13 protein-coding genes are annotated in these 14,144 nt (G+C 72.0%); 3 read left to right on the plus strand and 10 right to left on the minus strand.

The window, feature by feature from the left end:
* Positions 1 to 104 precede the first annotated feature (104 nt).
* The 3 genes from K7C20_RS18215 to K7C20_RS18225 all read right to left on the minus strand — a co-directional run bounded on the left by K7C20_RS18215 (position 105) and on the right by K7C20_RS18225 (position 2,423).
* A complete protein-coding gene (locus K7C20_RS18215) occupies positions 105 to 476 on the minus strand; it encodes a hypothetical protein (RefSeq protein ID WP_245171399.1) in 372 nt (123 codons plus the stop codon).
* Positions 477 to 691: 215 nt separating this feature from the next.
* Entirely contained in the window at positions 692 to 1,357 is a 666-nt protein-coding gene (locus tag K7C20_RS18220; protein ID WP_053209561.1) for a transglycosylase family protein, read from the minus strand.
* Between the two features lie 301 nt (positions 1,358 to 1,658).
* Positions 1,659 to 2,423 carry a 4'-phosphopantetheinyl transferase family protein gene (locus K7C20_RS18225; RefSeq protein ID WP_150127278.1) on the minus strand — a complete coding sequence of 255 codons (765 nt, stop codon included), beginning with the start codon at positions 2,421 to 2,423 and terminating at the stop codon, positions 1,659 to 1,661.
* A gap of 362 nt (positions 2,424 to 2,785) precedes the next feature.
* Between K7C20_RS18225 and K7C20_RS18230 the strand changes: the two genes are divergently transcribed.
* Together K7C20_RS18230 and K7C20_RS18235 are read left to right on the plus strand one after the other, a co-directional pair.
* The gene (locus tag K7C20_RS18230; protein ID WP_150127277.1) at positions 2,786 to 3,934 is read left to right on the plus strand and encodes a sensor histidine kinase; all 1,149 of its coding nucleotides are present in this window, start codon (positions 2,786 to 2,788) and stop codon (positions 3,932 to 3,934) included.
* Between the two features lie 83 nt (positions 3,935 to 4,017).
* Positions 4,018 to 4,698: a response regulator gene (locus tag K7C20_RS18235; protein ID WP_030075513.1), complete on the plus strand. Its 681-nt coding sequence runs from the start codon at positions 4,018 to 4,020 to the stop codon at positions 4,696 to 4,698.
* Positions 4,699 to 4,732: 34 nt separating this feature from the next.
* Here K7C20_RS18235 and K7C20_RS18240 read toward each other — a convergent pair whose 3' ends face one another.
* From K7C20_RS18240 to K7C20_RS18265, 6 genes are all read right to left on the minus strand, one after another.
* Positions 4,733 to 6,589, minus strand: coding sequence for an FAD/NAD(P)-binding protein (locus K7C20_RS18240; protein ID WP_053209558.1), 1,857 nt, complete (start codon positions 6,587 to 6,589; stop codon positions 4,733 to 4,735).
* Positions 6,590 to 6,686: 97 nt separating this feature from the next.
* Entirely contained in the window at positions 6,687 to 6,884 is a 198-nt protein-coding gene (locus K7C20_RS18245; RefSeq protein WP_150127276.1) for a class III lanthipeptide, read from the minus strand.
* Between the two features lie 167 nt (positions 6,885 to 7,051).
* Complete coding sequence (locus K7C20_RS39470) at positions 7,052 to 7,138, minus strand: class III lanthipeptide (protein WP_199812551.1); 87 nt, start codon at positions 7,136 to 7,138, stop codon at positions 7,052 to 7,054.
* Complete coding sequence (gene lanKC, locus K7C20_RS18255; protein WP_053209557.1) at positions 7,139 to 9,820, minus strand: class III lanthionine synthetase LanKC; 2,682 nt, start codon at positions 9,818 to 9,820, stop codon at positions 7,139 to 7,141. It lies immediately after the preceding gene.
* A complete protein-coding gene (locus K7C20_RS18260) occupies positions 9,817 to 10,590 on the minus strand; it encodes a GNAT family N-acetyltransferase (protein WP_048828641.1) in 774 nt (257 codons plus the stop codon). Before K7C20_RS18260 ends, lanKC begins: the two co-directional genes overlap by 4 nt.
* Positions 10,591 to 10,605: 15 nt before the next feature.
* On the minus strand, positions 10,606 to 11,865 hold the full coding sequence (locus K7C20_RS18265) for a beta-ketoacyl-[acyl-carrier-protein] synthase family protein (RefSeq protein ID WP_030075519.1): 1,260 nt from the start codon (positions 11,863 to 11,865) through the stop codon (positions 10,606 to 10,608).
* A 579-nt stretch (positions 11,866 to 12,444) separates the two neighbouring features.
* Between K7C20_RS18265 and K7C20_RS18270 the strand changes: the two genes are divergently transcribed.
* Positions 12,445 to 12,624, plus strand: a complete 180-nt coding sequence (locus tag K7C20_RS18270; protein WP_030075520.1) for a DUF5708 family protein — start codon at positions 12,445 to 12,447, stop codon at positions 12,622 to 12,624.
* 60 nt (positions 12,625 to 12,684) lie between these two features.
* On the opposite strand, the gene K7C20_RS18275 is transcribed toward K7C20_RS18270, so the two are convergent.
* The gene (locus K7C20_RS18275) at positions 12,685 to 13,932 is read right to left on the minus strand and encodes a helix-turn-helix domain-containing protein (RefSeq protein WP_078953316.1); all 1,248 of its coding nucleotides are present in this window, start codon (positions 13,930 to 13,932) and stop codon (positions 12,685 to 12,687) included.
* Positions 13,933 to 14,144: the final 212 nt, after the last annotated feature.

Here is a 14,144-nt window from a genome sequence, read left to right on the forward strand (position 1 = left end):
CCGGAGCCCCCGAGAGCACCCCGTCTGCCGGAAACGGCTCCGGCTCCGGCCCCGGAACGAACCGGGGCCGGAGCCGGAGCCGGAAAGACCGGATCAGCGTCGGGTCACAGCCCCTGCCTGTGGTGGCGACCGACGTTCTGGAGGTGGTTCCGGGTCCTCGACTCGACGCCATGCGTCTCGTCGTGCGAGTTGGTGTTTCCGTTGATGTTGGTCGGGCTGCCGCTGTCGTTGTTGTTGCCCCGCATGTAGACGTTCTGCGAGTTCTGGAGGTTTCCGCTGTTCAGCGGTCCGTTGACGCAGACCCTGGCCCGGCGCGGGCAGTGGAGCCCGGTGCGGATCTGGGCGATGGTGTCGCTGTCCCACACGCTGTCACCGCCCCCGCCCCACGGCCCGCCCCACGCCTGGGCGGGCGACATCCCACCAGCGGCCAGGAGCAGGCCGCAAGCTCCTGCGATCACGAAATTCATGCGTGCCATGTTCTTCACTGTGTGCTCCTGCACCTCGCGGTTTGGGTACCCGCGGTCTTGCTACCGGGCCTTGCCCCATCCGCCAAGCCTGAGCAACGGCCCGTCCCCCGCATTCACTCTGACCGATCAGTGGATTCACCGTGACGGCTCTTTGCGCGACCCCGGGCAGCGGGCTCCGCCGACGGCGTGGACGCACCGCCCCCGAGGCGGCCGAGGTGCCGTCCTCACGCCCGCAGCCGGAGCCGCTGCCCCGGGTAGATGTGGTCCGGTCCCTGGTCTAGTGCGTCCTTGTTCATCTCGTACAGGGCCGGGGTGCCGCCCGGGGCATGGGTGCGTTCGGCGATGACGGAGAGGCAGTCGCCGGGCTGGACGACATAGGTGCGGGCGGCGGCGCCGGCAGTGGAGGTGCGGCCGCGCGTGGTGCGGGCCTGTTGCGGGTCGGGGGCGGACGAGGCGGACTGCCGGGCGGCCGTGGCGGAGGTGTCGCCGGAGCCGCTCGCGGAGCCGGCGCTGGAGCCGCCGGAGCCGCTCGTGGCCGTGCGGGCGCAGTTGGGCCAGGCGGACAGGCCGCGGTCCCGGACGATGCGCTTGCCGATGGCGATCTGCTCGGCGCGGGTGGCGAGGTCGGCACGCGGGGCGTAGCGGTGGCCGCCGTAGGCGCGCCAGGTGGCGAGGTCGATCTGGAGACCGCCGTGGTAGCCGTTGCCGGTGTTGATGTGCCAGCGGCCGTTGCTCTCGCAGGCGGCGATGCGCTCCCAGTCTGGTCCCGGCGATGCAGCGGCCGGCCCGGCGGCCGCGGCGCTCGGGCCGGCCGGGCCGACGACGCTCAGGAGGACCAGCAGCACGGACAGCAGCGTTTCGACGGACCGTTTGGCGAGGGGCGACGGCATCACGGGAATCCTCCGCTGTGCTCCGGCAGCGCCGTGACGGAGTACTCGCCACGACCGGTGGGCACGCACCAACTAACCCGGCAATATGGTTTTCGGCATGCCTGGGGAGCGCGACATGCACGTGTTTCACCCGGGTGGGTGCAGGGCGAGACCCCTCGACTCTCATGGCCCAAAAGGCCCCGTGGCCGTGCGATTGCGCCGCTATTTCCGGTGCCGCCGCCCTATGTCAAGATCCGAATTCAAGCCAGCCGAAGCAATTGCGGACCGGTGCGCTTGTCACCGCCCCTGTGGAAACGGGCATCTACGTGACCGAATAGGCGAAAGACGGGGTGAGGGCAAGGGGTTCCGGGGTGGCGACGGCGAACTCGTAGGAGGGGGAGAAAGTGAAGTTCCGCACGAAGACGGGCACTTCGATGCCATAGGGCCCGGGGACGGTGACCGTGCCGCGGTCGGCGGGGAAACCGGCCTCGATGCGTTCGGGAGCGAGGGACAGGCCACGGCCGACGGCCTGGAGGGCGGCGTCCTTGCGGACCCAGAAACGGGTGACGAGGCGTTCCCGCTCGGCGGCCGGGCAGTCCGCCGCGATCCGTGATTCATGGGCCGTCAGCACCTCGTACGGGGTGTGCGGCGGGGACGTTTCGGGGCGGACGGATTCCACCGAGAAGCCCATCTGGCGGGCGTCGTCGCCGCAGGCCACGACCAGCAGGCCGCGGGTGCCGTACAGCTGCCAGTGGGTGGCGGCGGCCATCGCGGCGCTCACCCGGTCGGGGAGCCGGGCCAGCAGCAGGCTGCGGGACGTGGCGTCGAGCGTGGCTCTGGAGTGGCCGTTGAGCCGCCGGCAGTCGTCGGGGGACAGCCCCGTTCCGGCGCCGCCGGGAGGGGTGGATCCTAAGGGGACGATGAATATCGGGACGGGTGTGGACAGGACGTCCGGGTGATCGTGAGCAGCTGCGGGCGCAGCGGCCAGCGGCCCCCGGCGAGCCTGGCCGGAGTGCTGCCGGTGGTCAGGAACCCCCTGGTCAAGGGGCTCCGGACAGAGTTCGAGAAGAGCGGCGTTCGTTTCCACGTACTTTCCGTCCTCCACAGTTGAGCGGTGCCGAGGCCGTACTGGGTGAGTGACGGCCCGTCATGCGATGGGTCTCTCCCCCTTTTTCGCCTACATCGATCGATACAGACAGCCCAAGGTTTGCAGATCCTCCGGAGCCTTCGAGTCATCCCTCTTGCTGATGTACGGCTACATACTTCGATGTACGAGGGAGAGACCCAAATTCGGGCGCCAGGGCCAGGAAAACGGGCAACGCACCGAAGTACTGTCCTCATGTGTGGTTACGTCTTTTCACAAGTACGCACGCGCGCCGCCGCCCCATACCGCTCCGTGACATCAGATTGGCAGTCGGTTTCTTTGCCGGCTGTCTGATCCTGTATGTCGTGGGCGGCCCACGGGTCATGGGGGGCGATATCCCCGCCTGGCAGGCCGTCCTGCCGGTCCTCGTGCTGTGTGCCGCGACCGCGCTGCGCAGCACCCTGCCGCCGGTCGCCGTCGCCGTCGGCACCCTCACCGTGACCGTGGAGACGACCTCCAGCGGCGGCCTGGGCCCCCTCCTCGTCTATACGGACCTGCTCTACGCGGCAGCGCTGTACGGAGCCCCGTGGCTGTGCCGGGTGCTTCAGGTCGGGACCATCGCGGCCACCCTCGCCACCACCGTCTTCCTCGTCCTCACCGGCGACCGCTCGGAGGGGGTGACGACCGGTGTCATCGTCGCGCTGCTGCTCATCTCCCCGGTGTGGACCGGGGTGTTGATCCGCAACCACAAGGAGCGGGCCGATGCCGAGCGGCAGCGAGCCGCGCAGATCAACCGGCTGGCGGAGCTGGACCGCAAGACCGTGCTCCAGACCGAGCGCACCCGTATGGCCCGTGAGCTGCACGACCTGGTGGCCAACCACCTCAGCGCCATCGCCATCCACTCCAGCGCCGTGCTCTCCCTGACCGAGGCGAAAGGGGAGAAGGACAGGGCGGCCGAGGAGGACCCGGTGCTGCGGGCGCTCGCCGTGATACGCGAGAACAGTGTGCAAGGACTGGCCGAAATGCGGCGGATGGTGGTGCTGTTGCGGTCCGACCGGGGGGTGGACGACGACTGGGACCGGCCCCAGCTGAACGCGCTGGGGGCACTGGTCGATCAGGCCCGCCCGGCCGCCGACGCGGCGGCGCTGACCCTGCACACCGAGTTCCCCGAGAGCTTCCCCGAAGTGTCCTCGGTGATCGAGGTGACGGCGTACCGCATCGTGCAGGAGGCGCTGACCAACGTCCTCAAGCATGCCTCGGCGGGGCGGGTGCGGATCCGCTGCGAGGCCGGCGCCGAGCAGCTGACCATCTCGGTCGACAGCCCGCTGACCCGCCCCGACGGCCGGGCCCGGCAGCGCCCCGTGGAGCAGCTGACCACCGGGGCGGGCGCCGGGCTCGCCGGGATGTCCGAACGGGCCGCCCTGGTCGGCGGCATCTTCGACGCGGGACCCGACCGCACCGCCCCCGGGCGCTGGCGGGTGCGGGCCGTGCTCCCGCTGACCCAGAACTCCTGACGAGAAAGGTGGCGCAGCCAGTGGAGGACTTAGTGACGGACGAGTGGAGGGGCGGGCCGGCGGGTGCGCCGGCCCAGGCTCCGGTGGGCAGGCCCGAGGGCATACGGGTGCTGGTGGCCGACGACCAGGCCGCCGTACGGTCCGGGCTGGTCCTGGTGTTGCAGACCGACCCGGGCATCACGGTGGTCGGTGAGGCCGGTGACGGTGCCACGGCGGTCCGGATGGCCGCCGAACTGCGGCCCGATGTCGTGCTGATGGACGTACAGATGCCGCAGCTCAACGGGGTCGCCGCGACCCGCAGGATCGTGGAGCGCGGGCTCGCGGAGGTGCTGGTGCTGACCACCTTCGACCTCAACGAGTACATCTTCGGGGCGCTGCGGGCCGGCGCCGGCGGCTTCATCCTCAAGAACGCGGAACCGGCCGTACTGGTCAGCGCGGTACGGGAGGTGGCGTACGGGGACGGGTTCCTCACCCCGGCCATCGCCCGGCGGCTGATCACCGAATTCGCCGGGCGGCCGCCGGCGACCGGCCCCACGCTGCCGGACGGCGCCACACAGGCCCTCGACACCCTCACCAAAAGGGAGTTGGAGGTGCTGGCCTGTATCGCCCGCGGGCTGGCCAACAGCGCCATCGCCGAGACCCTCAACCTCGCGGAGGGCACCGTGAAGACGCACACCAGCCGCATTCTGTCGAAGCTGCATCTGCGCAGCCGGGTGCAGGCCGCGATTCTGGCGCAGCAGCACGGGATCGCCCTGCGGGGCTGAGCGGGCCGGGCGCGGGGGGGTGCGGCCCCCGGCGTCACCCGTCGGTGAGCAGTCCGCGCGCCAGGGCGTCGTTCTGGCGGAAGTAGACGGCGTTGGTGTGCGGACGGGGGAACTGGGCCGGTCCGGCGATGATCCGGTCCCGGTGCACGGCGCCGGACGCATCGACGGGGTGCAGACCCGCACCGGACAGCTGCAGCATGCCGCCCGCTCCGTCCTCGGTGTGCTCCTGGACGAGCTCGCCTCGGGACAGCAGGGCGCGCAGCAGGGGGTCGGTGACCCGGTCCGGGTCGGGAGCCGCAAGGCGGGCGTCGAGCAGCACGGCCGCCTCGTGGACGGCGCCGGGCACGGCGGGGCTGCTCGCGCGGAAGACGGAGCCGCCCGGGGCGCGCTCCCCGGCCCCTGCCTCGTCCCCGCCCAGCGCCACGACCCGCATCCCGGGACCCACGAACGTCACGATCCCCGCCTCTGCCAGCGCCAGCAGCTGTGCGGCGCGCAGCGGCGGCGGGCCCGAGCTGAGGTACGTACCGAGCGCGAAGTGGCGCAGCGCCTCCACGACATGGTGGGCGTCCAGGCCCCCGGACCGCCACAGCTCCTCGATGACCGAGCCGACCCGCTGGAGGGCGTCGACCAGGGCGGTGTCGACACCGCGCGCCGGTCCGGTACGGCGTTGCAGCACCTCGGCGAGGTGGCCGCGCAGCTGCCGCTGGAGGTCTTCGGTGCCCGCGAACCGCAGCCCGGCCAGCGGCGCGGCCAGCCGGTCCAGGTCGAGGCGGTCGGCGGGGTCGGGCACCGCGGCACGGGCGAGTTTGGCCAGCCGGTCGGCGTCGGTGATCAGCACGGCGTACTGGGCGTCGAAGTCCTGCCAGGTCATGCGGGTACGAGCGGGCTGTTCCGCGAAGAGTGCGCGGTAGTGGCACCAGCCCAGTTCGGCCACCACCAGCGGCCAGGCATCGCGGGCGAAGGAGGCGCCGGGCCGGGACAGCCGGGCGCGGCAGGCGTCGACGGTGGCGAAGCGGGGGGCGGCGGCCGGGGCCGTCGCCGGAGCCGTGGCCGGTGCGCCGGACGCCGGTTTGGCCGGTTTGGGCGGCAGCGGAACGCCCCGGCGGGAACCGGCGTACAGACGCGGCTCGCGCCCGGACGGCAGATAGCGCAGCGCACCGTCCGGGGTGCGCGCGAAGCGGCCGCCGCGGCCCTCCGTCAGCAGCGCCAGACAGTCGATGAAGACCAGACCGAGGCCGCGGACGACGACGGGCGCACCGGGCGGGATGCGCTCCAGCGCTGCCGCGTCGGCGGGGCCGGGGCCGATGCGGGTCAGGCCGGCCGGCACGGGGGCGGCGAGGGTCTCCGTATGGCCCTGGGCGAACACCACCCGGTCGGCGAGGAAAGGGGGTTCACCGGAGTCGAGGATCACCTGCTGGCGGCCCCGCCCGTCCGGTGCCGCCCCGTCGGCGGCCGTGCGCCGCAGATCGGTCACCCGGGCCCGGTGGACGTACAGCCGTACCGAGGCGGGCCGCTCACGGGTCACGGTCGCGAAGAAGTGGCGCAGATAGCGGCCCTGGTCGCGGCGGGCGGCGTAGGCGCCGTCGTGGAGCGGGGCGTCGAGCCATCCCGCAGTCGTGGGGCCGGGCCGCGGCGGCCCGTCGCACTCCACGCTCTCGTCCGGGTACATCGTGACCTGCTCGGCGGCGGAGTTCATCCACAGCAGTCCGGACTGGTCGGTGCGCCAGGTGCGGCCGGCGCCCGGCGGGTACGGGTCGACGATGTGCAGATCCAGGGGCCGGTCGCCGTACAGGGCCGGGACGTTGGCGAGGATCCGCTCGACGATCGAGGCGCCGCGCGGGCCGCAGCCGATGATGCAGAGGGAGCGGGCCGGGCCCGTGTGGTCGTTCAACTGGACTCCGTCCGTTGGCCGCTGTCCGGACGTGGCGTACGCGCACAGATAGGGGCCCGGTGGCCCGTGCACGGAGCACGGGCCACCGGGCGCCGTGTCAGCAGCCGGTGCTGACGGTGGAGCCGAGCGCCTGGGCGTCACGCTCGCCCGGCACCTCCAGACCCTGAAGATCCATGATGCTCATCTCGAACCCCTCCCTTCCGTTGTCCGATCCGGGTGCGTACAGTGCGTAGAGGACACCGAACTCGGTGTCAGCAGCCGCCGCTGACGGTGGAGCCGAGCGCCTGAGCGTCACGCTCGCCCGGCACCTCCAGACCCTGAAGATCCATGATGGTCATTGCGACACCTCCCTTCGGGGGTGAGCAGGAGCGGTGGACAGCGGAGCTGATGTCCCAGGTGCCGTTGCGGGACACCTGGAGCCGGTGGGACGGGCATTGCGGTGCACGGCCCGCCGGCGTCACATCAGCAGCCGGTGCTGACGGTGGAGCCGAGCGCCTGGGCCTCACGCTCGCCCGGCACCTCCAGACCCTGAAGATCCATGATGGTCATTTACGACACCTCCCTTCCGTTGTCCGCAGTGCCCGCCGTCCCGGACGGGGCGGTGGGGTTCGCGGCGCCATGGGCGCCGCGGGCGCGCTCCGGGGCGGCCGAGTGAACGGCCGCGGCGGACCGCGAGTCGGTGAGGAACGGGAGCAGTTCGGTGCCCCGTTCGGCGGCGCCGAGGGCCAGCAGTACGCCGGCCCCGCCGGTGGCCACGTCCATGGAGATCCGGGCCCGGCCGTCACAGGGGAAGACCGTCGCGCCGTTCAGCGTCATGGCGTGCTGGTGAAGGTTGGTCAGATGGCGGCGCAGCTGCCGCTCGGCGGTCTCCGCGGGCAGCGGGACCCACTCGCGCAACGTGGCGAGGGTGCCGATCAGTCCGGCGCGTCCGCCCCACAGCCCCGACTCGATGACGAAGTCGGAGGAGCAGGCCCGCAGCAGGGCCGGCAGGGCCTCGCGGATCCGCGCGTCGTCGCGGTGGCGCAGGAGATCGGCCGCCACCAGGGCGATGCCCGCGCTGCCGTTGTCGAGATAGGGCAGCAGCCGGAACCCCTCGTCGACCTGGAGGGTGTCCTGCGGTCCTGACGCGCAGCGGTCGAGGTCGCGGTGCACGGCCCGGACGGCCTCGTCCAGCAGGCCCCGGTCGCCGGTGGACCGGTGGGCGCGGAGCAGGAACAGCGCCGGTCCCGACCAGCCGTACATCAGCCCGGCGGCGTGGGTGGAGCCGCGCCGGCGCTTGTGCTCGACGGGCTCGGTACGGGCCGCCGCGAGCCGCTCCGTGACGCGGTCGGCGAGGCCGAGGGCCTGCTGCCGCAGGGCGGCGCTGTCCAGCGCGTCGGCGAAGTGCAGAAGGTTCAGACCGACGCCGGACAGGCCGCGGTAGAGGCTGGGGCAGTGGCGTACGGAGAGCCGGTCCGCGGCCCGGTCGAGGGCGCGCAGGGCTCCCTCGTCGTCGCCCAACTCCCGTAAGACGTAGGCCATTCCGTGCAGACCGTCGTAGAAGCCGGTCCGCTCGGCGGGGACCCGGTCGACGGCGGCGCGCAGCCAGGCCGCGCCCTCCTCGTCGTGTTCCCCGAGGACGGTGTGGCGGGCCCACAGGACGCCGGCCGCGCCGTGTCCGAAGCCCGCGCCGCCCTCGGCGAACTGGGCGAAGTCGCCGGGGTACAGCCGGTCCGTGCGGTGCGGGGTGGCGCTGTCGCGCAGCCCGCGGCCGATCGAGGTCAGCACGTCGGGCGGTGGGAACGCCCCCGGGGCGCTGCGGAGCGGGGAGGTCGTGTTGTCGTTGGGGGCGAGCTGGGGGGCCAGCCGTGCCACCAGGTCGCCCGGGAGGCCGAACCGGCGTGCCGCGGTGTCGAGCAGCGCCGACGCCTTGTCGGGTGCCAGCCCGCCGAGCGCGGCGAGCGGCAGGAACATCCACAGCGCGATGGCGGCCAGTGCGTAGTGGTCGCCGTCCGCGCCGGTGGCGTCGGCCCGGTGGAAGCCCGGGGCGCCGAGGCTGCTGGGGGTGGCCAGGTCGATCGCGTCGGCCACCTCGAAGTCCAGCAGGACGGGGATGTCGCCGGGCTGGATGATGAAGTTGCCCGGGTGCAGGTCGCCGATGCGGACCCCGCGCCCGTGCACCGAGGCGATCAGCGCCTCGATCCGGCCGAACAGGGCCAGGGCGCGGTCCCGGTGGGCGGCCACGGCCGACTCGTCGGGTTCGGGCACGGTCAGCGGATAGATCCCGGCGAGCCAGGACTGGAAGTCCTGCCCCTCGATCTCCTCCAGGACCAGGAACAGGTGGTCGCGGACCTGGAAGGTGCCGAAAGTACGGGGGATGCCGGGCAGTCCGGCCAGCTTCGCCAGGATCCGGTGCTCATGGGCGAGCCGGGCGACCGCGTCGCGGCCGACGCCGTCCGTACCCGAGTACGGCCGGCCCTCCTTGAGGACGACGCTGCGCTCCCCGGCGCCGAGGGCGTGGTCGCCGGCCGGCTCGGCGCGGTAGACGCCGCCGCCGTGCGAGAAGTGCAGCGCACCGGTGATCCGGTACGGGAAGTCGTCCACGGCCTGCCGGGCGGCCAGCGAGTCCTTGAGGATGTCCGGCATCCCGACCCAGTCGGGAGTGTGGAAGACCGGGGCGCGGCGGTCCGGTTCCGGTGTGCCGTCAGGGCGCCGGAAGGCCGTCACCAGTTCGCCGTCGGCGTCCTCCATGTAGCGGGTGCGGAAGCCGCCGTAGCGTACGTACAGCGGGCCCTCGCGGAAGCGCAGATCGGTGAGGACGTACGGGCCCGGCCGGCCGCCGACGAGCGCGTCCAGGCCTTCGAGGGTGCGGGCCAGCTCGGCCTCGTCCACGGGGTAGACGGTCAGCAGCTTGCCGGCGGAGGAGCGCTGGGCGTACTTGCGGCTCAGGGCACGCAGGACGTTGGCGCTCTTGAGGTACTTGAAGGCGATGCCGTGCCGGGTGCAGTGGGCGGCGACATCGGCGAGGGTGCGGTGGGCGTCCTCCTGGGCCGCGCTGACGTGGATCTTCCAGCCCTGGTCGGGGAGGTGGTCCTCGGGCGGCCGGCAGAAGGTCCAGGCATCGTTGTCGTCGCGGGTCCAGCCGTCGGGCAGCGGCGGGGCGGGGAAGCGGGTGGCTTCCAGGTCCCAGTTGCCGGGCCAGTCGAAGAAGGTGCGGTCGGCCAGGGCGAAGCTCTCGGCGCCGTCTCTCATGCGGCACCTCGCGCGGGGGCGGCGGCGGCCGGGACGGGCTCGTCGGTCCGGGCGGTGTCATGGAGCCCGTCGGCACGGGCGGCGGCGTCGGGCGTGGCCCCGTCGTGCTGTGCGGGGTCGTCGTCCAGGAACTCCGCGAGCGCGGTGCGCCCGGTCGTCGTCAGATGCTCGGCGAGGACGGCGCGGGCCTGGGCCTTGTCGTCCCCGTCCACGAAGTCGGCGAGTCCGACGGCCAGTACGCGGTTGTCGGCGCTGGGCTTCAGCGAGGCGTAGTGCTCGTCGCGCAGCAGCCCCCACACGATCGAGTCGTGATACGCGCCGTCGAGATAGCAGTGGTCGCGCAGGATGCCCTCGACCACGAACGGGGTCTTGGTCATCAGCCGGATGATGCCCTTGTTGTAGCCGGCGGTGGTGACCTGCACCCGGTGCGCGTCGAGTTGGTGGAAGAGGTAGTCGACGAGCAGGACGACGGCCTCCGCGCCGTAGCCGCGGCGCCACAGCTCGGGGGAGCCGATCGCGCCGCCGACGGTGAAGCCGCCGATCCGGCCGCTGCGCTGGTAGCTGACGGTGCCGATGCCGTCGCCGTCCTTCGTACGGATCACCAGATGGTGGACCCGCCCCGAGCGGTTGGCCGCTTCGACCTCGGCGGCGCCCAGCAGCTCCCAGTCCCCGCTGAGCACGGCGGCCGGCGAGCCGGGCCGCAGCCAGGAGGCGATCGCTGCCCAGTCGTCGTCGCCGGGCCATTCCAAGGTCACCAGTCGTCCCTGCATGATGCGTCTCCCTCCTCAGCCTGTGTAGCGGGTCAGTACGAGTACGGCGTTGTGGCCGCCGAATCCGAACGAATTGCTCAGCACCACGTCGCCGTCCCAGTCGCGGGCGCCCTTGACCACCAGGTCGAGATCCGGTTCCTCGGGGTGGTCGCAGTTACGGATCGGTGGGATCTTGCGGTCCCGCAGCGAGAGCACCGCGGCGATGGCCTCGACGGCTCCGGATGCACCGAGCATGTGCCCGGTCATGCTCTTGACTGCGGTGATCGGCGTACGGGGCAGCTGGTCGGGGCCGAGCACCTCGCGCAGGATCGCCGCCTCGATGCGGTCGTTCTGCACGGTGCCGGTGCCGTGGGCACTGACCTGCCCGACCTCCTCGGGGGCCCGGCCCGCGTCGGCGAGCGCACCGCGCACGGCGCGGATGGCTCCGGCGCCGGTCGGGTCGAGGGCGGTCACATGATGGGCGTCGGTGGTGGCGGCGTACCCGGCCACCTCGGCGAGGATCGGTGCGCCGCGGCGCTCGGCGTGCCCGGCCTCCTCCAGTGTCAGGACGCCGGCACCGACGGCCATCACGAAGCCGGCGCGGTCCCGGTCGAAGGGCCGGCTGGCTCCTTCGGGGTCCTCGTTGCGGCGGGAGAGGGCCTGCGCGTTGGCGGTGCCGGCCAGGTCGGTGGCGGTGAGTGAATCGTCCGCGCCGCCGGCCAGGGCGATGTCGGCACGGCCGGAGCGGATCAGCTCGGTCGCCTCGCCGATGGCCACCGCGCCGGTGGCACAGGCCGCGGAGACCGCACAACTGGGGCCGCCGATGCCGTACTTGATGGACAGCAGGCTGGCCGGGTGGTCGATGGCGGTGAGGACCGAGTGGTACGGGGAGACCCGCCGCGGGCCCTTTTCCTTGAGGACGTCGTACTGCTGCTGGATCGCGTGGGCGGCGCCGTAGCCGGAGCCGATCACCGCGGCGAAGCGGTACGGGTCGATGCCGGCCGGCGGTTCGAGGCCGGCGGCCCGCAGGGCCTGGGCGGCGGCGACCACCGCGTACTGGGTGAAGCTGTCGCTGCGCCGGGCCTCCTGCGGGGTGAGGTAGCCGGTCGTGTCGAAATCGGTGACCTCCCCGCCGATACGGACCGGGAGGTCCGAGGCATCGAAGCGGGTGACGGGACCGAGGCCGCTACGGCCGGCCAGGAGAGCGGCCCAGAAGTCCGCGGTGGTGTTTCCCACGGGGGACACCACGCCGCAGCCGGTGACGACAACGCGCCGCCGATCCTCGCGCAACTCCATGGAACTCGCCTCCTACTTTTCTGCCCCGTTGTCACGCTTGGGGCGTCCTCATGACCAGAAACATGACAGGTGAGTCATCGTGCTGTCAACAGCCTTCGCGGAAGGTGGTCAGTCATCGAGGCCCACCCCTATGGACGGCCAAGCCTCGCACCAGCGGAAACGCTCTCAGGAGCGTGACTGACTGAGTCACGAAAATTGACTATGGCAGGCAGATGGGCGGGCAGATGATGGCGGTTGCCCGGCGCCGGGGGGTGCGTCCGGAGGGGGCGGCGACGGACGGAGCCGGGGTGCCTGCGGGGCACTGGCGGGGCGCGGTGCGGGCGCCCCCACTGCGCCCCCTGGCCGCCCCTGACCGCCCCGTTGACGCCCCCTCTGACGCGTCCACACCGCCCCCGCGACGCCTCCATGCCGCCCTCGCACCGCCCCCGCGCCGCCCGCTGGTCGGGCCGGGAGTACATAGAAAGTGACAGACGACGGGTCGGAAAGTGCCTACCTGCGGATGATCCGAATGTGCCGGGCGGACGGGACGCTGGTCCGTACAACGAGCTCCGACACCATCACAAGGAACGAGGGGAACTCATGAAGGGTATTGCCGTAGGTATTGTTCTGGCGATCGTAGGTCTGGTCCTATGGCTGACCACAAAGGAAGTGGAGACCCCGATCGTCTCGCTTCACAAGGCCGGGCTGATCCTGGCCATCATCGGTGGCGCAGAGGCCTTGTTCGCGCTTCTGGGATTGGGAAAGAAAGCTAATAAATAAACGCGCATTGCGCGCAATAACGGCATTTTCGCCGCCGCGGCACTTTGGCCCCGGCGGTCGTCAGTCCCGCTTTTCGAGGAGGTCCGCCAGCCGTTCCCGGGCCCGCTCGGCGTGCCGGTACGCCTGGGCCCGCCGGAACAGCTCAGCGGAATACCGGAAGTGCCCGGCCGCCCTTTCCCGGTCCCCCACCCGCTCGCATGCCGCCGCGATCTCCAGGAGCGCGGCGGCTTTCTCATGGCTGCGGCCCGTATCGGGCAGCGCGGCCAGCTGCTCGCCCAGCGCAAGGAGGCGGCCGGTGTCACCGGCCGCCTCCGCGAGGACCGCGTCCGCGGTCGTCAGCCAGAGCGGGAACTCCGGTTCCTGCGCCACCGAGGCCACGACCAGGCCGCGCTCGACGATACTGCGGGCCTCCGCCGTCTCCCCGCGGTGCAGCAACAGCAGGGCGTAATGCCCGTTGACCTTCTCCCAGAGCGGGAAGCCGGCGCCCGGGGGCACCCGGCGCGCACACTCCCCCAGCAGGGCGGCGGCACGCTCCGCCTCGCCCCGGTCGCGCAGGTCGAGCGCCCGGTGCAGATCGATGGCGGCGCGCGGCCCGGGGAGCACACCGTCCGCCGAGGGCCGGCCGTGGTCGGTGTCGGGAGCCCAGTCCGGGCAGCCGCTCCAATACGCGCAGCGGGTGAGGACTTCCAGGACCAGCAGGGAGTGGAAGCCGGTGCCGGGGCGCTGACCGGCGCATTCGAGGAAGCCGGTGAGGGCGTAGCGCAGCCCGTCCTGGACCCGGCCGGCCGACTCCAGGAGGTCGGCCAGCGCGATCAGGGCGCGCAGCCGGGGCTCGGCGAACGGCGCGGGAGCCGGGGCGTCCAGCATCCGCAGCAGGACCTCGGCACCCTCGTCGGCGCGGCCCAGCGTGCCCAGTATTTCGGCAATGGCGAGCTGCGCCTCGGTGAATACGTCGTCCTGCCGGCCGGCCGGCTCCATCTCGGCCAGTGCGCGGAATTCCGACAGCGCACCCACGGCGTCCCCGCCGTCCCATTGCCTGCGCGCCGCCACCAATCGCCCGACGAGGTCGAGCCTGCGGACCCGGCCGGTGGTTTCGGCCTGCTCTGCGGTGCCGGATATTTCGTCCACGCCGACCCCGAGGCGTTCCGCGAGGATCTTGAGTGCCCGGCCGCTGGGAATACGCTTCCCGCGTTCGACGAGCGAGATGTAGCTGGACGACATTTCAGACCCGGCAAGGTCGTGCTGGGTCATTCCAGCGCCGACCCGGAGCTCTTTGATTCTCCTCCCGGTGTCCGCCAGCTCAGGCATTCGACAAGCCCTCCGGATTTCGAACAGTGGATGACTCCGGCCGACTGCATCAAAACGGCGAGTCACAATGAGTGGTGGGCACTTTACCAAGCAGTCAAGAAGAAGTCGACCGCTATTCGGATTCCTTCACCGGTCTTCACCGGGCCCGCCGAGATCATTTCGAGGGGGCTCGGCGCATTGTGCGGAGCCCCTCGCGAGAGGCCGGTGCGCAC

The sequence above is a fragment of the Streptomyces decoyicus genome (assembly GCF_019880305.1).
Classification (GTDB): domain Bacteria; phylum Actinomycetota; class Actinomycetes; order Streptomycetales; family Streptomycetaceae; genus Streptomyces; species Streptomyces decoyicus.

Coding starts and splice junctions, on each gene's coding strand:
- K7C20_RS18265 (WP_030075519.1), bottom strand. CDS start 11,865: ATGGAGTTGCGCGAGGATCGGCGGCGCGTTGTCGTCACCGGCTGCGGC.
- lanKC (WP_053209557.1), bottom strand. CDS start 9,820: ATGAGAGACGGCGCCGAGAGCTTCGCCCTGGCCGACCGCACCTTCTTC.
- K7C20_RS39470 (WP_199812551.1), bottom strand. CDS start 7,138: ATGACCATCATGGATCTTCAGGGTCTGGAGGTGCCGGGCGAGCGTGAG.
- K7C20_RS18260 (WP_048828641.1), bottom strand. CDS start 10,590: ATGCAGGGACGACTGGTGACCTTGGAATGGCCCGGCGACGACGACTGG.
- K7C20_RS18215 (WP_245171399.1), bottom strand. CDS start 476: ATGGCACGCATGAATTTCGTGATCGCAGGAGCTTGCGGCCTGCTCCTG.
- K7C20_RS18270 (WP_030075520.1), top strand. CDS start 12,445: ATGAAGGGTATTGCCGTAGGTATTGTTCTGGCGATCGTAGGTCTGGTC.
- K7C20_RS18220 (WP_053209561.1), bottom strand. CDS start 1,357: ATGCCGTCGCCCCTCGCCAAACGGTCCGTCGAAACGCTGCTGTCCGTG.
- K7C20_RS18275 (WP_078953316.1), bottom strand. CDS start 13,932: ATGCCTGAGCTGGCGGACACCGGGAGGAGAATCAAAGAGCTCCGGGTC.